This is a genomic window from Pseudofrankia coriaricola (assembly GCF_001854805.1).
Taxonomy (GTDB): domain Bacteria; phylum Actinomycetota; class Actinomycetes; order Frankiales; family Frankiaceae; genus Pseudofrankia.
In genome coordinates this window covers 68,010-84,152 of the sequence record NZ_MBLO01000248.1, presented here as the reverse complement: position 1 = coordinate 84,152, position 16,143 = coordinate 68,010, and the positions used below count along the sequence as shown (strand labels likewise).

At 72.1% G+C, this 16,143-nt stretch carries 14 protein-coding genes; 3 read left to right on the top strand and 11 right to left on the bottom strand.

Annotation, left to right across the window (positions count from 1 at the left end):
- The first annotated feature begins 433 nt into the window (after positions 1 to 433).
- Complete coding sequence (locus BCD48_RS35165; protein ID WP_071052719.1) at positions 434 to 874, top strand: gamma-glutamylcyclotransferase family protein; 441 nt, start codon at positions 434 to 436, stop codon at positions 872 to 874.
- A 248-nt stretch (positions 875 to 1,122) separates the two neighbouring features.
- Here the strand turns inward: BCD48_RS35165 and BCD48_RS35160 are convergent, their stop codons facing one another.
- The 6 genes from BCD48_RS35160 to BCD48_RS35135 form a co-directional block, all read right to left on the bottom strand.
- Positions 1,123 to 2,355, bottom strand: a complete 1,233-nt coding sequence (locus BCD48_RS35160) for a hypothetical protein (protein WP_071052718.1) — start codon at positions 2,353 to 2,355, stop codon at positions 1,123 to 1,125.
- Positions 2,352 to 2,957, bottom strand: coding sequence for a DUF4365 domain-containing protein (locus tag BCD48_RS35155; protein WP_071052717.1), 606 nt, complete (start codon positions 2,955 to 2,957; stop codon positions 2,352 to 2,354). Before BCD48_RS35155 ends, BCD48_RS35160 begins: the two co-directional genes overlap by 4 nt.
- A gap of 93 nt (positions 2,958 to 3,050) precedes the next feature.
- On the bottom strand, positions 3,051 to 3,587 hold the full coding sequence (locus tag BCD48_RS35150; protein ID WP_071052716.1) for a DUF5313 family protein: 537 nt from the start codon (positions 3,585 to 3,587) through the stop codon (positions 3,051 to 3,053).
- Positions 3,588 to 3,972: 385 nt separating this feature from the next.
- Positions 3,973 to 5,739, bottom strand: a complete 1,767-nt coding sequence (locus tag BCD48_RS35145) for an ATP-binding protein (RefSeq protein ID WP_071052715.1) — start codon at positions 5,737 to 5,739, stop codon at positions 3,973 to 3,975.
- A 206-nt stretch (positions 5,740 to 5,945) separates the two neighbouring features.
- Positions 5,946 to 6,194 (bottom strand): acyl-CoA carboxylase epsilon subunit, encoded by a 249-nt coding sequence (locus BCD48_RS35140; protein ID WP_071052756.1) that lies wholly within the window; start codon positions 6,192 to 6,194, stop codon positions 5,946 to 5,948.
- A 327-nt stretch (positions 6,195 to 6,521) separates the two neighbouring features.
- Positions 6,522 to 8,117 carry an acyl-CoA carboxylase subunit beta gene (locus BCD48_RS35135; RefSeq protein ID WP_071052714.1) on the bottom strand — a complete coding sequence of 532 codons (1,596 nt, stop codon included), beginning with the start codon at positions 8,115 to 8,117 and terminating at the stop codon, positions 6,522 to 6,524.
- Positions 8,118 to 8,238: 121 nt separating this feature from the next.
- Between BCD48_RS35135 and BCD48_RS35130 the strand changes: the two genes are divergently transcribed.
- Both BCD48_RS35130 and BCD48_RS35125 read left to right on the top strand, forming a co-directional pair.
- A complete protein-coding gene (locus BCD48_RS35130) occupies positions 8,239 to 9,210 on the top strand; it encodes a biotin--[acetyl-CoA-carboxylase] ligase (protein WP_491677192.1) in 972 nt (323 codons plus the stop codon).
- 55 nt (positions 9,211 to 9,265) lie between these two features.
- Positions 9,266 to 9,766, top strand: a complete 501-nt coding sequence (locus tag BCD48_RS35125) for a PH domain-containing protein (protein WP_071052713.1) — start codon at positions 9,266 to 9,268, stop codon at positions 9,764 to 9,766.
- A 41-nt stretch (positions 9,767 to 9,807) separates the two neighbouring features.
- Here BCD48_RS35125 and fahA read toward each other — a convergent pair whose 3' ends face one another.
- The 5 genes from fahA to BCD48_RS50010 all read right to left on the bottom strand — a co-directional run bounded on the left by fahA (position 9,808) and on the right by BCD48_RS50010 (position 15,885).
- Complete coding sequence (gene fahA, locus BCD48_RS35120) at positions 9,808 to 11,052, bottom strand: fumarylacetoacetase (RefSeq protein ID WP_071052712.1); 1,245 nt, start codon at positions 11,050 to 11,052, stop codon at positions 9,808 to 9,810.
- Between the two features lie 31 nt (positions 11,053 to 11,083).
- The gene (locus BCD48_RS35115) at positions 11,084 to 12,331 is read right to left on the bottom strand and encodes a homogentisate 1,2-dioxygenase (protein WP_071052711.1); all 1,248 of its coding nucleotides are present in this window, start codon (positions 12,329 to 12,331) and stop codon (positions 11,084 to 11,086) included.
- A 94-nt stretch (positions 12,332 to 12,425) separates the two neighbouring features.
- The gene (hppD, locus tag BCD48_RS35110) at positions 12,426 to 13,637 is read right to left on the bottom strand and encodes a 4-hydroxyphenylpyruvate dioxygenase (protein WP_071052710.1); all 1,212 of its coding nucleotides are present in this window, start codon (positions 13,635 to 13,637) and stop codon (positions 12,426 to 12,428) included.
- A 212-nt stretch (positions 13,638 to 13,849) separates the two neighbouring features.
- Positions 13,850 to 14,503 carry a hypothetical protein gene (locus tag BCD48_RS35105; RefSeq protein ID WP_071052709.1) on the bottom strand — a complete coding sequence of 218 codons (654 nt, stop codon included), beginning with the start codon at positions 14,501 to 14,503 and terminating at the stop codon, positions 13,850 to 13,852.
- 146 nt (positions 14,504 to 14,649) lie between these two features.
- The gene (locus BCD48_RS50010) at positions 14,650 to 15,885 is read right to left on the bottom strand and encodes a hypothetical protein (RefSeq protein ID WP_071052708.1); all 1,236 of its coding nucleotides are present in this window, start codon (positions 15,883 to 15,885) and stop codon (positions 14,650 to 14,652) included.
- Positions 15,886 to 16,143: the final 258 nt, after the last annotated feature.

Below are 16,143 nucleotides of genomic sequence, written 5' to 3'. Positions count from 1 at the left end.
ACCGGTTGACGGCCGGCCGTCCAGTTGTCCATCCTGCCTGCCGCTCTGCCCGCATCCGCCATCGAGCCGGGTCCGGTGACCGGGCACCGACACCCGAACCGCGCCCGCACGTCCCTCGGACGCGGGACCACCGAGGAGCGGACGACGACCGCTCGGCGAGCGGTCCGCGAGCGCCAGGTGAACGGAACGTGAGTGGTCTCGCCTGTCTCGCGCCTGGTGCTCGACTCGCCCATTCCCCGGCAGGGCCATGCTTAGCCGGTGTGGTCAGGCTCTACGGAAAGGCCCGTGTGATCAAGGGGGTCATCGGTCGCATAATGGCGAGGCGAACCGGCCCAGCCGTCACGCGCATTGGCGGTGCTCACGCCGTGCGCAACCGGCCTTGCACCGGCCCCCGCGCCATCCAGGCTCGGGCCATGGGATGAGAGACGCCGACATGAACCTGTACGCAGCGTATGCCAGCAATCTTGACCCGGCGAAGATGAAGGAGCACGCTCCCCACTCGCCGGTGACCGGGACCGGCTGGCTCAGCGGCTGGCGGCTCACCTTTGGCGGGGAGAACTTCGGCTGGGACGGCGCGCTCGCGACGATCGTGCCGTACCCGGCGGGGCGGGTGTATGTGATGCTCTACGACATCGACCGCTACGACCTGGAGCGGCTCGACGTCTGGGAAGGCGCTGACACCGGCCTGTACACCCGCATCCGGGTACGCCTTTCCACGCTCGACGGTGACGTGCTGGCCTGGACCTACGTGCTGGACGCCTACGAGGGCGGCCTGCCCTCCGCCCGCCACCTGGCCGGGATCGCCGACGGAGCTGAGAAGGCCGGCGCCCCCAGCGACTACGTAGCCGACCTGCGCGCCCGCCCGACGGCGTAAGGCCCAGATGACTGGCGAGCTGGCGACCAGTCAGCGCTACCCGCTCACGTGTGGTGACGGCGCCTTAAGCGCAGCGCCAGCGCAACCACGTCCTCGACCCGGCTCCACGCCAGCCACGGCCATACGCAGATACCCCGTACCACGTAGGGAGGACGCTCAGCGTCCGACAGGCAGTGCGGCGCGTCCCGGACCTCCCAGATCGGCTCCGCAAGCTCCGCCGATCCGGCAGGAACCCCGGCCCGCACGCCTTACGAGTACTCGATGACGACCGGGCCGTCGAAGGTGTAGGTGTTCTTCACCTTGCGGAGTTCGCCGGTGACCGTGACCGGCTGGCGCTGCCGGTGGGCGACGATCGCGAGGTCGTACTGCTCGCCGCGCACCGGGATGCGGACCGTCCGTCGGGTCGATCTTCCGACGACGCCGCTGATGGTGACCACCCCATCGTCGTCGTCCTCACCGCGCTCCAGGCGGGTGACCCGGCCGTAGATCGTCGACTTCACCTTCTCGGGAGCCCGGCGGAGGCTCCTGCCGATGGCGCCGATTCCGGCGATGACATCGCGGTCGAAGACGACCTGGTTGACCGTCGGGGGCGGCACGGCTTCCGCCGGTGCCCACCGGAAGGAGACGTCGAGTGCTCGCAGACCCTCGAACCGCGTCATGGTCAGCAGCGACTCGCACAGGTTCGCGCTCACGCCCCGCGACACGGCCAGGTCCAGGTCCGCGTCGGCGGTCTGCCGCAGGCTGAGGTCGCGGGTCTCGCTCAGCGCCAGCGCCAGGGTGGCCATGACCCGGCGTTGAAAGGGTGGGATTCGCACCATGGCCGGTCCGCCGCTAGGACCCTGCGCGTACTGGCGGATGCCGTTACCGGCCCGCGCGGCCGGAACCGTCCACGCTCGGCCGCGCTGAGAGCGGGGAGCCTCCGCCGCGTCGCCGAACTCGTCCGTGTGGATGACGTCGTCCTCGGCCAGGCGGGTGAGCACGGTGACGACGAAACTGCCGCGTTGGGTGTGCCCCATCCGGACGTCGCCGTCGACGAAGTCCCGCACCGCGTTCGGCCGCTGGCCCACGTACTGGGCCCTGGGCTCGAGCGACGCTCTGGCCGCAGCTTCCATCATGTCGACGGCACCGCTGATGACGTCTCGGGCTTGGACCAGCGGGATCGATTCGTCCTGCATGGCCTGGTCTGTCCTGATGAGCACCACGTCTGTCCGGGCGCTCAGCACGTTGGCCGTTAGCTCCTCGACGTCCCAGTCAAAGACCCTGCAGAGTCTTTCGACCGCTTCCTGAAACCGGATGTCGTAGTCGATGTAGGTCGGGTCCAACGGGAGCAGCAGGCGCGCGCGAGGGCTGCCGTTTTCGCTGAGACCCCAGATCTCCTTGGCCTCGTCTGCGTTCTGCAGGGTCCATCCGGAGGTGCCGAGGAAGCTGGCGATGCTTTGCGGGGAGATGTCCCAGTCTTCCGGTCGACGCAATGCGCTCATGGATTTTCTCCCCTCCCGACCCGAGCAAGGATGCCGAGGAGCTGTTGCACGTTGAAGATGTTCGATCGGGGCAGATCGACCGTCCTGCGGCCCACGTTCGGCGGCAGTTCGGGCTCGCCTAGGAGGTCCCGCCAGTACGCGCACCTGACCACGCGCAGCCCGTCCTCGTCTTGTGTCACCCACGATTCCAGGTCCGGCGGGACGACCATCAGGACCAGCAGTCGCGCGCAGAGCCGCTTCGGGCTGCGCAACCGGTTGTACGTGTCGCGCTCAAGCGGCCACCTCGCGTCCTTGGGACCGAGCACGGCCTGCGACGTGCACTTGAGCTGGATGTCGATCTGGATACCGTCATACAGGTCGTGCTCGGCAACCTGCCGAATGACGGCGTCCACCTTCTCGTCGTCAATGCGAACATGCTCAAGCTTGCAGCGCGCGGCGGTCACGACCGCCTGAGCGTAGGCGATACTGATCTGCTCGCGGCAGTTCGTTTCGAATAGCTGACCATATGGCGCACCGGAGGCGTGGACCGTCGGGAAGACGCCGGTGGTAGCCGCTGGCACGGGACCACTCAACCACAAGTTGACGTTCGTGGTGGCCATCATGCCGCGATCCGTGTCTCATTGACCACATTTAGCATCGGCATCAGGCCTCGCCGCCATTTCGGCGGGTTTGGCGCGTGATGCGGTGGGAGTCGGTCAGGCGTTGACGCCGTCGGGGTCGTCGTCGGGGTCGTCGTCGGGGTCGGTGGACGGCGTCGTGAGGCGGGCGGGCGTGACGCCGGTCTTGTCGCCGGAGCTGGCGGCCGGCGCGGGCTCCCCGTTCTCGACGTCCTCTGCGTTCGGCTTGATGACGGGCGGGAAACCGTGCTGGACGAGCCGGCGGTTGCGGAAGTGGCCGCTCAGCCCCACCCCCAGCCCACCGGCCGCCACCAGCAGGAAGACGACCAGCAGCGCCCGGGTGCCGACCGGCCCCGGCAGCAGCGCGAAGACGACCGCGAACGGCAGCATCATCAGCACCGGCCGCAGCGCCTGCCGCCGCCGCCACCCCGGACCCGTCAGGTCCCGTGACACCCACGTGCTGTACCGCGCGGGCAGTGCCACGCCGAACACGTACGCGACCCGTCCCGTCAGCGGCGGGGCCTCGAGCCCGCCCGCGGGTGCCGGCCTCGAGGCCGCGCCGACCGGCCTCTCGGCCTCGGCGGTACCCGTCCGGGCTTCGTTGCCAACGTCCATACGTCCGAGCCTACGAATCGTGCGCGGCATCGGCGCTGCCGGCCGCGTCACGCGACCAGGGCCCCGGGCGCTCGTCGTCCCGGAAGGGGCCAGAAAGCATGGAACCCTGGGGACCGTGCCCCCAGCAGAGTCCCCAGGGTCCACCCCCAGCCGCCGCGAGTGCCCCCAAACGCATCGAAGCGGCACACAAATCCTGACCGCCCCGCGCCGGCTCGTCAAGCCGGAGCGTGACGAAGCGGCAGTCGCCGCAGTTGCCGCAGTTGCCTCTCCGCTCTCGATGGCGCGGCTCGTGTTCGAGCGTGATGGACGCGGCAGGACGAAGCCCTGGGCCGATGGGCGGCCCAGGGCTTCGGTCTGACTGACGGGTTTCGGTGTGTGGCGCCTGTCAGTCCTTGATCTCGCAGAGGACGGTGCCGCTGGGGACGACGGCGCCGACGGCCGCCGCGAGGCCGGTGATGGTGCCAGCGCGGTGGGCGGTGATGGGCTGTTCCATCTTCATCGCCTCCAGGACGACGATCAGGTCGCCCTCGGCCACGGTGTCACCGTCGGCGACCGCGACCTTGACGATCGTGCCCTGCATCGGGCTGGTCAGCGAGTTGCCGGTGGCCGCGCCGGCCTTCTTGGCGCTGGCCCTGCGCTTCGGGGCAGCCGCGCCGCGCCCGCCGCCGGCACCACCAGCCACGGCGCCGAGGCCGGCCGGGAGCACGACCTCCAGCCGCTTGCCGCCGACCTCGACCACGACGGTCTCCCGCGCGGCCTCGTCGGTGTCGGTGTCGGCCCCGCCGGTGAACGCCGGGATCGTGTTGTTGAACTCGGTCTCGATCCAGCGGTTGTGGATCGTGAACGCCTCGGCGGCGGCGGCGGGGGCGAACGCCGGGTCGCGTACCACGGCCCGGTGGAACGGCAGCGCCGTCGCCATGCCGTCGACGACCATCTCGTCGAGGGCCCGGCGGGCCCGCTCCAGGGCCTGCTGGCGGGTCGCGCCGGTGACGATGAGCTTGGCCAGCAGCGAGTCGAACGCCCCGCCGATGACGCTGCCGCTCTCGATACCGGTGTCGACGCGCACGCCGGGGCCCGTCGGCAGCACGAGCTTGGTGACGGTGCCGGGCGCCGGCAGGAACTTGCGGCCGGGGTCCTCGCCGTTGATCCGGAACTCGATCGCGTGGCCGCGGGCCGGCGGGTCGGTGAAGTCGAGCACCTCGCCCTCGGCGATGCGGAACTGCTCCCGTACCAGGTCGATGCCGGTCGTCTCCTCGGTCACCGGGTGCTCGACCTGCAGCCGGGTGTTGACCTCGAGGAAGCTGATCATCCCGTCCTTGGCGACCAGGAACTCGCAGGTACCGGCGCCGACGTAGCCGGCCTCCTTGGCGATCTTCTTGGACGCCTCGTACAGCGACGCGTGCTGGGAGTCGGTGAGGAACGGCGCGGGCGCCTCCTCGACCAGCTTCTGGTAGCGGCGCTGCAGCGAGCAGTCGCGGGTGCCGACGACGACCACGTTGCCGTGGGTGTCGGCGAGGATCTGGGTCTCGACGTGGCGCGGCTGGTCGAGGTAGCGCTCGACGAAACACTCGCCCCGGCCGAAGGCCGCGACCGCCTCGCGCACCGCGCTGTCGAAGAGCTCGGGCAGCTCGTCCATCGTCCAGGCGACCTTCAGGCCGCGGCCGCCGCCACCGAACGCCGCCTTGATGGCGACCGGAAGGCCGTGCTCCTCCGCGAACGCGACGACCTCGTCGACGCCGGCGACCGGGTCGGCGGTGCCGGGCGCGAGCGGGGCGCCGACGGCGAGCGCGATGTGGCGGGCGGCGGTCTTGTCGCCCAGCCGGCGGATCGCGTCCGGCGTCGGGCCGATCCAGGTCAGCCCGGCGGCGATGACGGCCTCGGCGAAGTCGGCGTTCTCCGAGAGGAAGCCGTAGCCGGGGTGCACCGCGTCGGCGCCCGACTTCGCGACGGCGTCGAGAATCTTGTCGATGCGCAGGTACGAGTCGCCCGGGGTGGAGCCGCCGAGTGCGTACGCTTCATCGGCCACGCGAACGTGCAGGGCGTCGATATCGGGCTCGGCATACACCGCGACGCTGGCATAGCCCGCGTCCTTGCACGCCCGCGCCACCCGGACGGCGATTTCGCCGCGGTTGGCGATGAGGATCTTGCGCACGTTCCTCCCGTCCTCGTTCGGCCTGCCCGAGTCTAGGGCGACTACGGCCGCTGAGGTTGCTACCTGGAATGTCCTGCTTGCCCGTCGATGTGCCTGTTGATCTGTACCCGCGCCGGGGGCTGATGAGCACCCTGCGTCCTAGCTCCATCAGGAGCATCCGGTTGCCGGCCCCCGCCGGCCGGCGGGCGGGCCGTCGGTGACGACAATCACCCGGTCCGCATGCCGCCGAGGATGCCCGCGCGCCGCCAGCCGCCCGCACCCGGACCGCTCGCGACCCGAAGCCCCTGGCTCCGGTCGGCCCACACCGACCGGGGAGCGCGCGGTGCCGGCACCGCCGCCGCGGCGGCGTGCGCCGCGAGCACGGCGACGATGGCCGCGATCTCCTCCGGCGTCGCGTCGCCGCGCACCAGCTTCAGCAACGGCCGGCGTGGCTCGGCCGGTTCGCTCTCGGCCACCAGCACCTCCTCGAAGATCTCTGCGTCACTGTGCGGATCTCTGTGTCACTGTGCGATCCGGGTGGCCGACCCGCGTGGCCGTCAGGGCCGGCGCGGTTGGCATCGCGGCCGAGGCCACGCGCCGTCAGTGCTTCCGGGGAGCGGGCCGCCGGAGGTGCGAGGGAAGAGCATTTTCGCACCTCCTTTGGCCCTCTAGTGCTTCCGGGGAGCGGGCCGCCGGAGGTGCGAGGGAAGAGCATTTTCGCACCTCCTTTGGCCCTCTGGTGCTTCCGGGGAGCGGCCGCCGGAGGTGCGAGGGAAGAGCATTTTCGCACCTCCTTTGGCCCTCTAGAGCGGGATGTTGCCGTGCTTCTTCGGCGGCAGCGTCTGGCGCTTGTTGCGCAGCAGCCGCAGCGCGCGGATCACCTCGCGGCGGGTAACCGACGGCGGGATCACGGCGTCGAGGTAGCCGCGCTCGGCCGCGATGTACGGCGTCGCGAAGTGGTCGTTGTAGTCCGCGATCAGCTCGGCGCGCCGGGCGTCCGGGTTGTCGGACTTGGCCAGCTCGCGGCGGTAGACGATGTTGACGGCGCCGCGGGCGCCCATGACGGCGATCTCGGCGGTCGGCCAGGCGAGGTTGATGTCGGCGCCCAGGTGCTTGGACCCCATGACGTCGTAGGCGCCGCCGTAGGCCTTGCGGGTGATGACCGTGACCTTCGGGACCGTCGCCTCCGCGTAGGCGTATATGAGCTTCGCGCCCCGGCGGATGATGCCGGTCCACTCCTGCGAGGTGCCGGGCAGGAACCCGGGGACGTCGACGAACGTCAGCACCGGAATGTTGAACGCGTCACAGGTCCGGACGAACCGGGCGGCCTTCTCGCTGGCGTCGATGTCGAGGGTGCCGGCGAACTGCATCGGCTGGTTGGCGACGACGCCGACGGACCGGCCGTCGACCCGGCCGAAACCGACGATGAGGTTCATCGCGAACTGCGCGTGCACCTCGAGGAAGTCCCCGTCGTCGAGGATCTTCTCGATCACCTTGTGCATGTCGTACGGCGTGTTCGGCGAGTCGGGGATGAAGGTGTCCAGCTCCGGGTCCACCTCGGCCTCGACGTCGGCGACCTCGTCGTAGACCGGCGCGTCGTCCATGTTGTTCGGCGGCAGGTACGACAGCAGCGCCTTGGCCAGTTCGAAGCACTCGGTCTCGTCCGTGGCCTGGAAGTGCGCGACGCCGCTCTTGCTGTTGTGCGTGTGCGCGCCGCCGAGCTCCTCGAAGCCCACGTCCTCGCCGGTGACCTCCTTGATGACGTCTGGCCCGGTGATGAACATATGGCTGGTCTTGTCGACCATCAGGGTGAAGTCGGTGATCGCCGGTGAGTAGACGGCGCCGCCGGCGCACGGCCCCATGATCAGCGACAGCTGCGGCACGACCCCGGACGCCAGCACGTTGCGATAGAAGATCTCGCCGTACAGGCCGAGCGCGACGACGCCCTCCTGGATGCGGGCGCCACCAGAGTCGTTGATCCCGATGACCGGGCAGCCGGTCCGCACCGCGAGGTCCATGACCTTGACGATCTTCTCGCCGAAGACCTCGCCGAGGCTGCCGCCGAAGACCGTCGCGTCCTGGCTGAACACGCACACCTGGCGGCCGTCGACCGTGCCGTAGCCGGTCACGACGCCGTCGCCGTAGGGCCGGTTCGCCTCGACGCCGAAGTCGTGCGCGCGGTGGCGGACGAACGCGTCGGTCTCGACGAAGGAGCCCGGGTCAAGGAAGGCGGCGATCCGCTCGCGGGCGGTCATCTTGCCCTTGGCGTGCTGCGCGTCGACCGCTCGCTGCGAGCCGGCGTGCACGGCGTCGTCATTCACCCGTTGAAGCTGCGCGAGCTTTCCCGCTGTGGTGTGCGGGTCGGGCGTGGGGTCGGAGGCGGGCGACGGAAGTGCCATGCGCGGCAGCGTACGGCCACCGTGGTCTGAGGTGCGAGCAACAGTGCACTCTGTCTCACACCCTCGGCGAGCGGTTGTGGCCCCGGTGGGCGCCGGCGGCGGGTGCTGGCAGGCTGTGGCCGTGGCTGACCCCAGAAGCGCGGCATCGGGTGGGCCGGGCCCGTCCGCGGCGAACAGGCCCGCGCTGGGCGGGCCCGCGCTGGCGGACCCGCTGGACGCCGCCGTGCTCGCCGAGGCCGGGCGGCCCGTGGGGCTGCGGGTGGTCGTCGTCACCGAGACCGGCTCCACCAACGCCGACGTCGCGGCCAGGGCCCGCGCCGGCGAGCCGGCCGGGCTGGTGATCGCCGCCGAGCGGCAGAGCGCCGGGCGGGGCCGGCTCGACCGCTCCTGGGTGTCTCCGCCAGGCTCCGGGCTGACCGTGTCCCTGCTGGCCCGCCCGGCTGTGCCGGCGGCCCGGCTCGGCTGGGTGCCGATGGTCGTCGGCACGTCGCTCGTCGCGACGCTGCGCTCCCGGTTCGCGGTGCCCGCCTGGCTGAAGTGGCCGAACGACGTCCAGGTCGGTGGGGACAAGCTCGCCGGCATCCTGGTCGAGCTGATCCGCGCCGCGCCGGGCCAGTCGGACGCGTCGAGGCCGTCGGCACAGCCGGGGCTGGTGATCGGCTTCGGGCTGAACGTGCACACCACCGCCGCCGAGCTGCCCCCGGGCGGCACGAGCCTGGCCGTGCTGGCCGCCGCGACGACGGGCCAGGCCGGAAGCCCCGCGGCCACCGGCGTCGACGGCGGCCGCGCCGGACGTGTCGATGCCGCCGCCGGCCCCGGCGAGGCGCCGCGGCGGACCGACCTGCTCGCCGCGCTGCTCACGGATCTCGCCGGCGCTCTCGCCAGTTTCGACGCGGATCCGGCGGCCGCCCGGCAGGAATACCGTGAGGTGTGCGCGACCCTCGGCCGCGACGTCCGGGTCGAGCTGCCGGGCGGCGAGACGGTCGTCGGCGTGGCCGGCGATGTCGACGAGGTCGGCCGGCTGGTCGTTGACGGCCGGGCTTTCAGCGCCGCCGACGTCGTCCACCTCAGGCCGGCGCCCACCACGCCCTGAGCGCCTGCTCTGGGGCATCTCGCCCCGGTGTCACAGGGAGTGCGACGATCGTCGCGTGGCCTTTCCCGAAGACATCCTGACGGATGACGAAGTGGTGGTGCTCGACCTGCACCCGCACTGGATCCGGCTGGTGCGGCCGGTGCTCAGCGCTGTGGTGGTGCTCGGTCTAGCCGTGCTGGCGGTCTTCTTCGCGCCGAACGGCGTACTGCAGAAACCGCTGCAGTACCTGGTGCTGATCGTCGCGGTGGTCCTGCTGGTCTACCTGACCATCAGGCCCTGGGTGCGGTGGATCACGACGCGCTACGTGATCACCAACGAGCGGGTGCTGCTGCGCACCGGTGTGCTCACCCGGTCGGGCCGCGACATCCCGCTGGTCCGGCTCAACGACGTCACCTTCGAGCACACGCTCTTCGAGCGGATGGTCGGCTCGGGCACGCTGACGATCGAGAGCGCGGGGGAACGCGGTCAGGTCGTCCTGACCAGCGTCCCCCACGTCGAGCACGTCCACCTGCGCCTCTACGAGCTCAGCGAGGCCCTCCGCGGTTACTCCGGCTGATAGGGCTGGCACCTCGGGCCTGGGCTGGCACTGCGCGCCGCTCAGGGGCGGGCGGGCAGGATCGCGCCGGTCACCTCGCCGAAGCCGACGCGGGCGCCGTCCGGGCCCGGGGCGGTGGCGGAGATCGTGACCCGGTCGCCGTCGAGCAGGAAGGTGCGCTGCTCGCCGTTGACCGTGATCGGTTCGGTGCCGTTCCAGGTCAGCTCGAGGAGGCAGGCGCGCTGGCCCCGTTCCGGGCCGGAGACCGTGCCGGAGGCGAACAAGTCACCGGTGCGGGTGGACGCGCCGTTCGCCGTCAGGTGGGCCAGCAGCTGGGCCGGGGACCAGTACAGCTCGCGGGCAGCCGGGCGGGAGACCGTCTCGCCGTTCCAGCCGACGGCCAGGTCGACGTCGAGGCCCCACGGCTCCCAGCCCGGCGCGCGCCCGCGCAGGTACGGCAGCGGCTCGGGAACCTGGGCCGGCAGCGGGATACGGGCGGCGCGCAGCGCGGCCATCGGCACGACCCACGGTGAGACGGACGTGGCGAAGCTCTTGCCCTGGTGGGGGCCGAGCGGCCTGGACTCCCAGTCCTGCAGGTCGCGCGCGGACCAGTCGTTGACCAGGACGACGCCGAAGACGTGCTCGTCGAACTCGTCTACGCCGACCCGGTCGCCCAGGCGTGAGCCGGCGCCGATCACGAACCCGAGCTCGGCCTCGACGTCCAGCCGGAGGCTCGGGCCGTAGGCGGGCGCATCCTCGCCCGGCCGCCTGCGCTGCCCGCCGGGACGGACGATGTCGGTTCCGGAGACGACGACCGTGCCGGCCCGGCCATGGTAGGCGACCGGCAGATGCTTCCAGTTCGGCATCAGCGGCGGAGCGCCCGGCCGGAAGATCTGGCCGACGTTCGACGCATGGTGCTCGGAGGCGTAGAAATCCACGAAATCGCCGACCTGGACTGGCAGGTGCGTCGTGACCGCGTCGACGGGGTGGCACACCGCGTCCGGGACGTCCCCGGCGAGAAGCTCCGAGACTCGCCGGCGCACGGCCGCCCAGCGCGCCGGGCCCTGGGCCAGGAACGGGTTCAGCGTGGGCGCCGCGAACACGTTGTCGTCGTTGTCGTCGTTGTCGTCGTTGTCGTCGTCCGCGTGGTCACGCGGCGGGTCGCCGCTCAGCAGGAGCGCGAGGTCGATGACGGTGTCGCCGAGCCGCACGCCCACCCGCTGGCCGGTCCCCGCCGTGGAGAAGACGCCGTACGGAAGGTTTTCCAGGCCGAACGGCGAACCCGCCGGGACCTCGACCACGCTCACTCCTGGCTACCTCCGCATACCGGACCGGACGTCATCGGAGCTCGCTCCCGGTGGGCCCGGTGGGCCCGGTCCGGCGGGTGGGGCCGCGGCCGGACCAGGTCCAGGCATAGGCCGGGTCCTCGGCCGCGCGCCCGTCCTCGCCGAGCTGGAGCGGGCGGAACGTGTCGACCATGACGGCGAGCTCGTCGACGAACTCCGTGCCGAGCGAGCGCTCGACGGCGCCGGGCTGCGGGCCGTGGCAGTAGCCGGCCGGGTGCAGGCTGACCGAGCCCTGGCCGATGCCGGCTCCCCGGCGGGCGGCGTAGTCGCCGCCGCAGTAGAACATCACCTCGTCCGAGTCGACGTTGGAGTGGTAATAGGGCAGCGGCACGGCCAGCGGGTGGTAGTCGACCTTGCGCGGCACGAAGTTGCAGACGACGAACCCGTCCCCGGCGAACACCTGGTGGGCCGGCGGTGGCTGGTGCACCCGGCCGGTCAGCGGCTCGAAGTCGGCGATGTTGAACGTGTACGGGTAGACGCAGCCGTCCCAGCCGACGACGTCGAACGGATGTGTCTGGTAGACGTACCGGGTGCCGGTGGCTGCCTGGGCGCCGCGGTGTCTGACCAGCACCTCGACGTCGCCGCCGTCGGCCAGGAGCGGTTCGGTCGGGCCGTGCAGGTCCCGCTCGCAGTACGGCGCGTGCTCCAGCAACTGCCCTCGGGGGGAGAGATAGCGCGGGGGCGGCGCGATATGCGAGTTCGCCTCGATCACATAGAGCCGCAACGGCTTGGCCGCCCCTTCGCCGGTGGGTACCCAGCGGTGCGTCGTCGACTGGGGCAGCAGCACGTAGTCGCCCTGCCGGACGGTCAGTGCTCCGAAGACGGTCTCAACCGTCGCGGTGCCGGACTCGACGTACACACACTCGTCTCCGGCGACATTGCGGTAGAGCGGCGAGGAAACGCCGGCCGCGACGTAGGAGATCCGGACGTCGGTGTTGCCGAGCACCAGCCGCCGCCCGGTGACCGGGTCGGCATCCTTCCAGCTCTCCTCCGGGAAGAGCGCGTGTAGCCGCAGGTGCCGGGGAAGCAGCGGTCGGTTCTCGGCGAGCGTCTGGTCCGGCGGCTCCCAGGGCGTCGCGTCGACGATCGCCGATGGGATGCCGCGGTGGTAGAGCAGCGACGAGTCCGACGAGAACCCGTCGGCTCCCATGAGCTCCTCGTAGTAGAGACCGCCGCCGGGTGAGCGGTGCTGGGTATGACGCTTGGGCGGGATCGAGCCGACTGCCCGGTAGTACGCCATGTCCTGTCACCCCTTTCGCGGGCGCCCGGCTTCCGCGCGCGCCCGGCACGCGGGGCCCGGTCCCCGGAACACCCGGTCCCTGGGACACCCGTCCCTAGAAGTTGCCCCGCCTGGCCTGCTCCCGTTCGATCGCCTCGAACAGGGCCTGGAAGTTGCCCTTGCCGAACCCGAGCGAGCCGTGCCGCTCGATCAGCTCGAAGAACACCGTCGGCCGGTCGCCTGTGGGCCTGGTGAAGATCTGCAGCAGGTAACCGTCCTCGTCGCGGTCGACCAGGATGCCGCGGGCGCGCAGCTCGTCGATCGGCACCCGTACCTCGCCGATCCGCGCCCGCAGCGCCGGGTCGGTGTAGTACGAGTCGGGCGTGGCCAGGAACCCGACGCCGCGTGCGCGCAGCACGTCCACCGCGCGGACGATGTCGTCGGTCGCCAGCGCCAGGTGCTGAACGCCCGGGCCGTCGTAGTACTGCAGGTATTCGTCGATCTGTGACCGCTTCTGACCGGCCGCCGGCTCGTTGAGCGGGAACTTCACCCGGTGGTCGAGGCTGGCCACCACCTTGCTCATCAGCGCCGAGTACCGCGTGGCGATGTCGTCGCCGATGAACTCGGCAAGGTTCGTGAAACCCATGACCCGGTTGTAGAAGTCGACCCAGCGGTCCATCCGGCCCAGCTCCACGTTGCCGACGACGTGGTCGAGGGCCTGGAACAGCGGCGCCGGGGTCGGAGCCGCCGGTGGCGTCGCCTCCGAGGGCTGGAGCGCGCGGTATCCGGGCAGGTAGGGGCCGGTGTAGCGGGAACGGTCCACCAGGCTGTGCCGGGTGTCGCCGTAGGCGGCGACGGCGGCCAGGCGCACGGTGCCGTGCTCGTCGCTGACGTCGCGCGGCTCGTCCAGCACGACGGCGCCCTGCGCGCGGGCATGGGCGACGCACCGGTCGACGTCCGGCACCTCCAGGGCGATGTCCCGGACGCCGTCGCCGTGGCGGCGATGATGCTCCAGCAGCGGGCTGGCCGGGTCCACGCCGCCCGTCAGCACGAACCGCGCCGCCCCCGAGCGCAGCACGTAGCCGACATGGTCGCGGTTGCCGGTCTCCGGGCCGGAATAGGCGACCAGCTCCATTCCGTACACCAGCTGGTAGTAGACGGCCGCCTGGGTCGCGTTTCCCACGACCCAGACCAGCGCGTCCCATCCGGTCACCGGAAACGGGTCGTCGGCGGCGTCATGCTCCACCAGCCCGACCAGCCGTCGCAGCTGCTCCGGATCCAGCCGGGCGAGCCGCTCCTGCTCGGTGAGGGTCTGCTGGATGCCCATGGCCGCCTCCTGCACCGTTCGCCCGTGATCGTCGCGTGGCTCGCCAGGCTCCGCGCTCCCCGGACCGCACCGCGGCGCCGGTTCGCCCACGCTCACGCCGACGCCCGTGCGCGCCTTGCCCGACGCCACCGTCCTACGCCGGCCGCCGGGCCGTCCACTCAGACGCGAGGACAGCCTGGCCGACGACCGCGGTGATCCCCCCGAGAAAGCGGCTATGGCTTCGTGAAGTCGCGCCACCAGGCGATCAGGCCGGCGGAGTCGGGGGACGCCGCGGACAGGGCCGTCTGGTCGGCGGTGACCGTCCAGAAGACCGCGAAGCGAGCATCCGGTGCGCCGGGGGCGACACGGTCGCAGAGGAAGGTGCCGAGCTGGCGCGTCGAGCGGCCCCAGGTCTCGGTGCTCGGCTCGCCGGCGGCGCAGCTGCCGACGTCGTTGACGGCGCCGGCGCGCCGGTCGGCGTCGGCCTTGAGGGCGGCGGCGTCGCGGTAGTGCCGCGCGACGACCTCGGCCGGGCCGGGCTCACCGGCGATGACGTTGGTCTGGCACAGGATCGCGGCGTCGACGCCCTGGTCCGGGCTCAGCCCTTGGCCTGGCGGCTCGGTGACCCGGTCGGGCGGCGCCGGCACGCAGTCGCGCACCCGCAGCGGCCCGAGCGTGGAGGCGAGCGCCCGCTGCGCCGGCGTCAGGTTGTCGGCCGGGGAGCTCGCGGCCGGCGGCGGCGCCCCCTGGGTGGTCACCGCCGCGGGGGACGTGCCCACTGCCGGCGTCGGCCCGCCGCCGCCCGTGGTGAGCAGCAAGGCCGTGACGCCGGCCGCCACCACAACCGTCCCGCCGGCCGCCAGCGCCGCGACCTGCCCACGCCGCATCGCGGTCCCCTTCCCCGTGTCCGGACTTCCCCATGCCCAGTGCGCGTGGTGTGCGACGCCCGCTGTGCGCGGTTCGTTGTGCCAGGCCGCCGGCCTACGGGCGCGGCGAGTGAGCCGGCCGGTCCTCGCCCGCGGCGGCCGGTGGCTCAGGCCGGCCGGGGCGCGGCGGTGGGGCCGGCGCGGTCCGGGAAGGGCTCGAACGACTCCCACCAGTTGACCAGGGCCCGAGGGTCGGTGTCGTAGGCGAGGAAGGAGACGACGTCGGCGTCCGAGCTCCAGAACAGGAAGGCCCTGCCATCGCGATGATGGCAGACCACCGTCCCACCGGCTGGTGTGCCGGGGCCGGTATCCCAGGAGAAGACCTCGTTCTCGCCGCGCTCACACCGGCCCTCGCTGGGCACGCCGTTGGCGCGCTCGGTGACGTCGGAGCGCAGCGCGTCCGCGTCCTGGTAGGCGTACACCGCCACCTGCCGGCCCTCCGGCGTCGCGCAGAACAGCGACGCCGTCACGCCGGTGCCGGCGGGGCTGGTGTTGGGCCGGCAACCGAGCATCACCGCCGGGTCGAGCCGGTCGGCGAGGGCGCGCTGCGCGGGCGTCCAGCCCCCGCCAGCCGTGGGTGACGGGACAGCGGCGGCGGGCGTGGCCCCGGCCAGAGGCGCCGCGGCGCCGTCCGTGCAGCAGCTTGGCGCGACCGCGACCCAGGCGATCCCGACGGCTACGAGCAGCATGACCAGGCTCAGCAACGCCGCGCTCAGGGCGGGCCGGCGCCGCCAGAACGGCACAGCGGGCGTCAGCGGGCCGGCGGCCGCCGCCCAGGCGCCGTGCGTCGTCCCGACGGGTGCGCCGGGCTGGGGCGCTGGCCAGCGCCACGGCCCCGGTCCCGCTCCGGCGGGCGGCGGGCCGGCTTGGCCCGCCGGCATCGCGGACCGGCCTGACAGGGGAGTGGCGACTGGCGTCGAAGGCACGAATCGCCGGGGCGGCAACCTGGCGGACAGAGGAGTAGCGGTTGGCGCCGGAGGCACGAATGGCCGGCGCGCGGCCGCTGGCGGCGCCATGGGCACGGGAGGGGCAGCGCCCACTGGCGGTGCCGATGGGCCGAACGGCGCCAGCGGGGTGAGCGGGGCCAGGCGCAGGCCGCCCCGCGGCGTGGTGTCGGGGTCGATGTCCTCGGGACGCAGGTTGGTCGGGGTGATATCGGCCCAGCCGGCGAGCGACGTCCAGCGGGCTTCCTCGTCGGGGGCCTCGGCCCGCGCGGGCACCGCCTTGCCGGGAAGTGAGGCTGGCTCGGCGGGCGCGGCGCGGACCGCCGGGGGACCGGTGGCGCTGGCGGCCGAGGTCAGGCCCTCGGGCCGCGGCGGCCGATCGTCGGATGGGCCTGCCACCGTTCCTCCCCCGGTTGCGGCCGCGGCCACGCGCGGTCTTGATGAAACTGACATCAGGCCCGGCCGGGCCGGCCTGATCGCATTTCCACGGGCAGGCCTCCGCCACGGGTTTGCCCATTGTCGCGCGGCCGTCGATTTTCAACCACTGGTGCCCTATGGGTGGAACGGGCCGATCGGCGCCGAGACCCGCCCCGGCCCCTCTTTCAGGCCGACCCGCCCGTGACGGTCCCCAGGTCCCGACTGGCCGATGGGTGCGGG

What these genes read in the sequence shown, in the direction of transcription:
- BCD48_RS35165 (WP_071052719.1), top strand. Translation starts at nt 434, where the DNA reads ATGAACCTGTACGCAGCGTATGCCAGCAATCTTGACCCGGCGAAGATG.
- BCD48_RS35160 (WP_071052718.1), bottom strand. Translation starts at nt 2,355, where the DNA reads ATGAGCGCATTGCGTCGACCGGAAGACTGGGACATCTCCCCGCAAAGC.
- BCD48_RS35155 (WP_071052717.1), bottom strand. Translation starts at nt 2,957, where the DNA reads ATGATGGCCACCACGAACGTCAACTTGTGGTTGAGTGGTCCCGTGCCA.
- BCD48_RS35150 (WP_071052716.1), bottom strand. Translation starts at nt 3,587, where the DNA reads ATGGACGTTGGCAACGAAGCCCGGACGGGTACCGCCGAGGCCGAGAGG.
- BCD48_RS35135 (WP_071052714.1), bottom strand. Translation starts at nt 8,117, where the DNA reads ATGGCACTTCCGTCGCCCGCCTCCGACCCCACGCCCGACCCGCACACC.
- BCD48_RS35115 (WP_071052711.1), bottom strand. Translation starts at nt 12,331, where the DNA reads ATGGCGTACTACCGGGCAGTCGGCTCGATCCCGCCCAAGCGTCATACC.
- hppD (WP_071052710.1), bottom strand. Translation starts at nt 13,637, where the DNA reads ATGGGCATCCAGCAGACCCTCACCGAGCAGGAGCGGCTCGCCCGGCTG.
- BCD48_RS35105 (WP_071052709.1), bottom strand. Translation starts at nt 14,503, where the DNA reads ATGCGGCGTGGGCAGGTCGCGGCGCTGGCGGCCGGCGGGACGGTTGTG.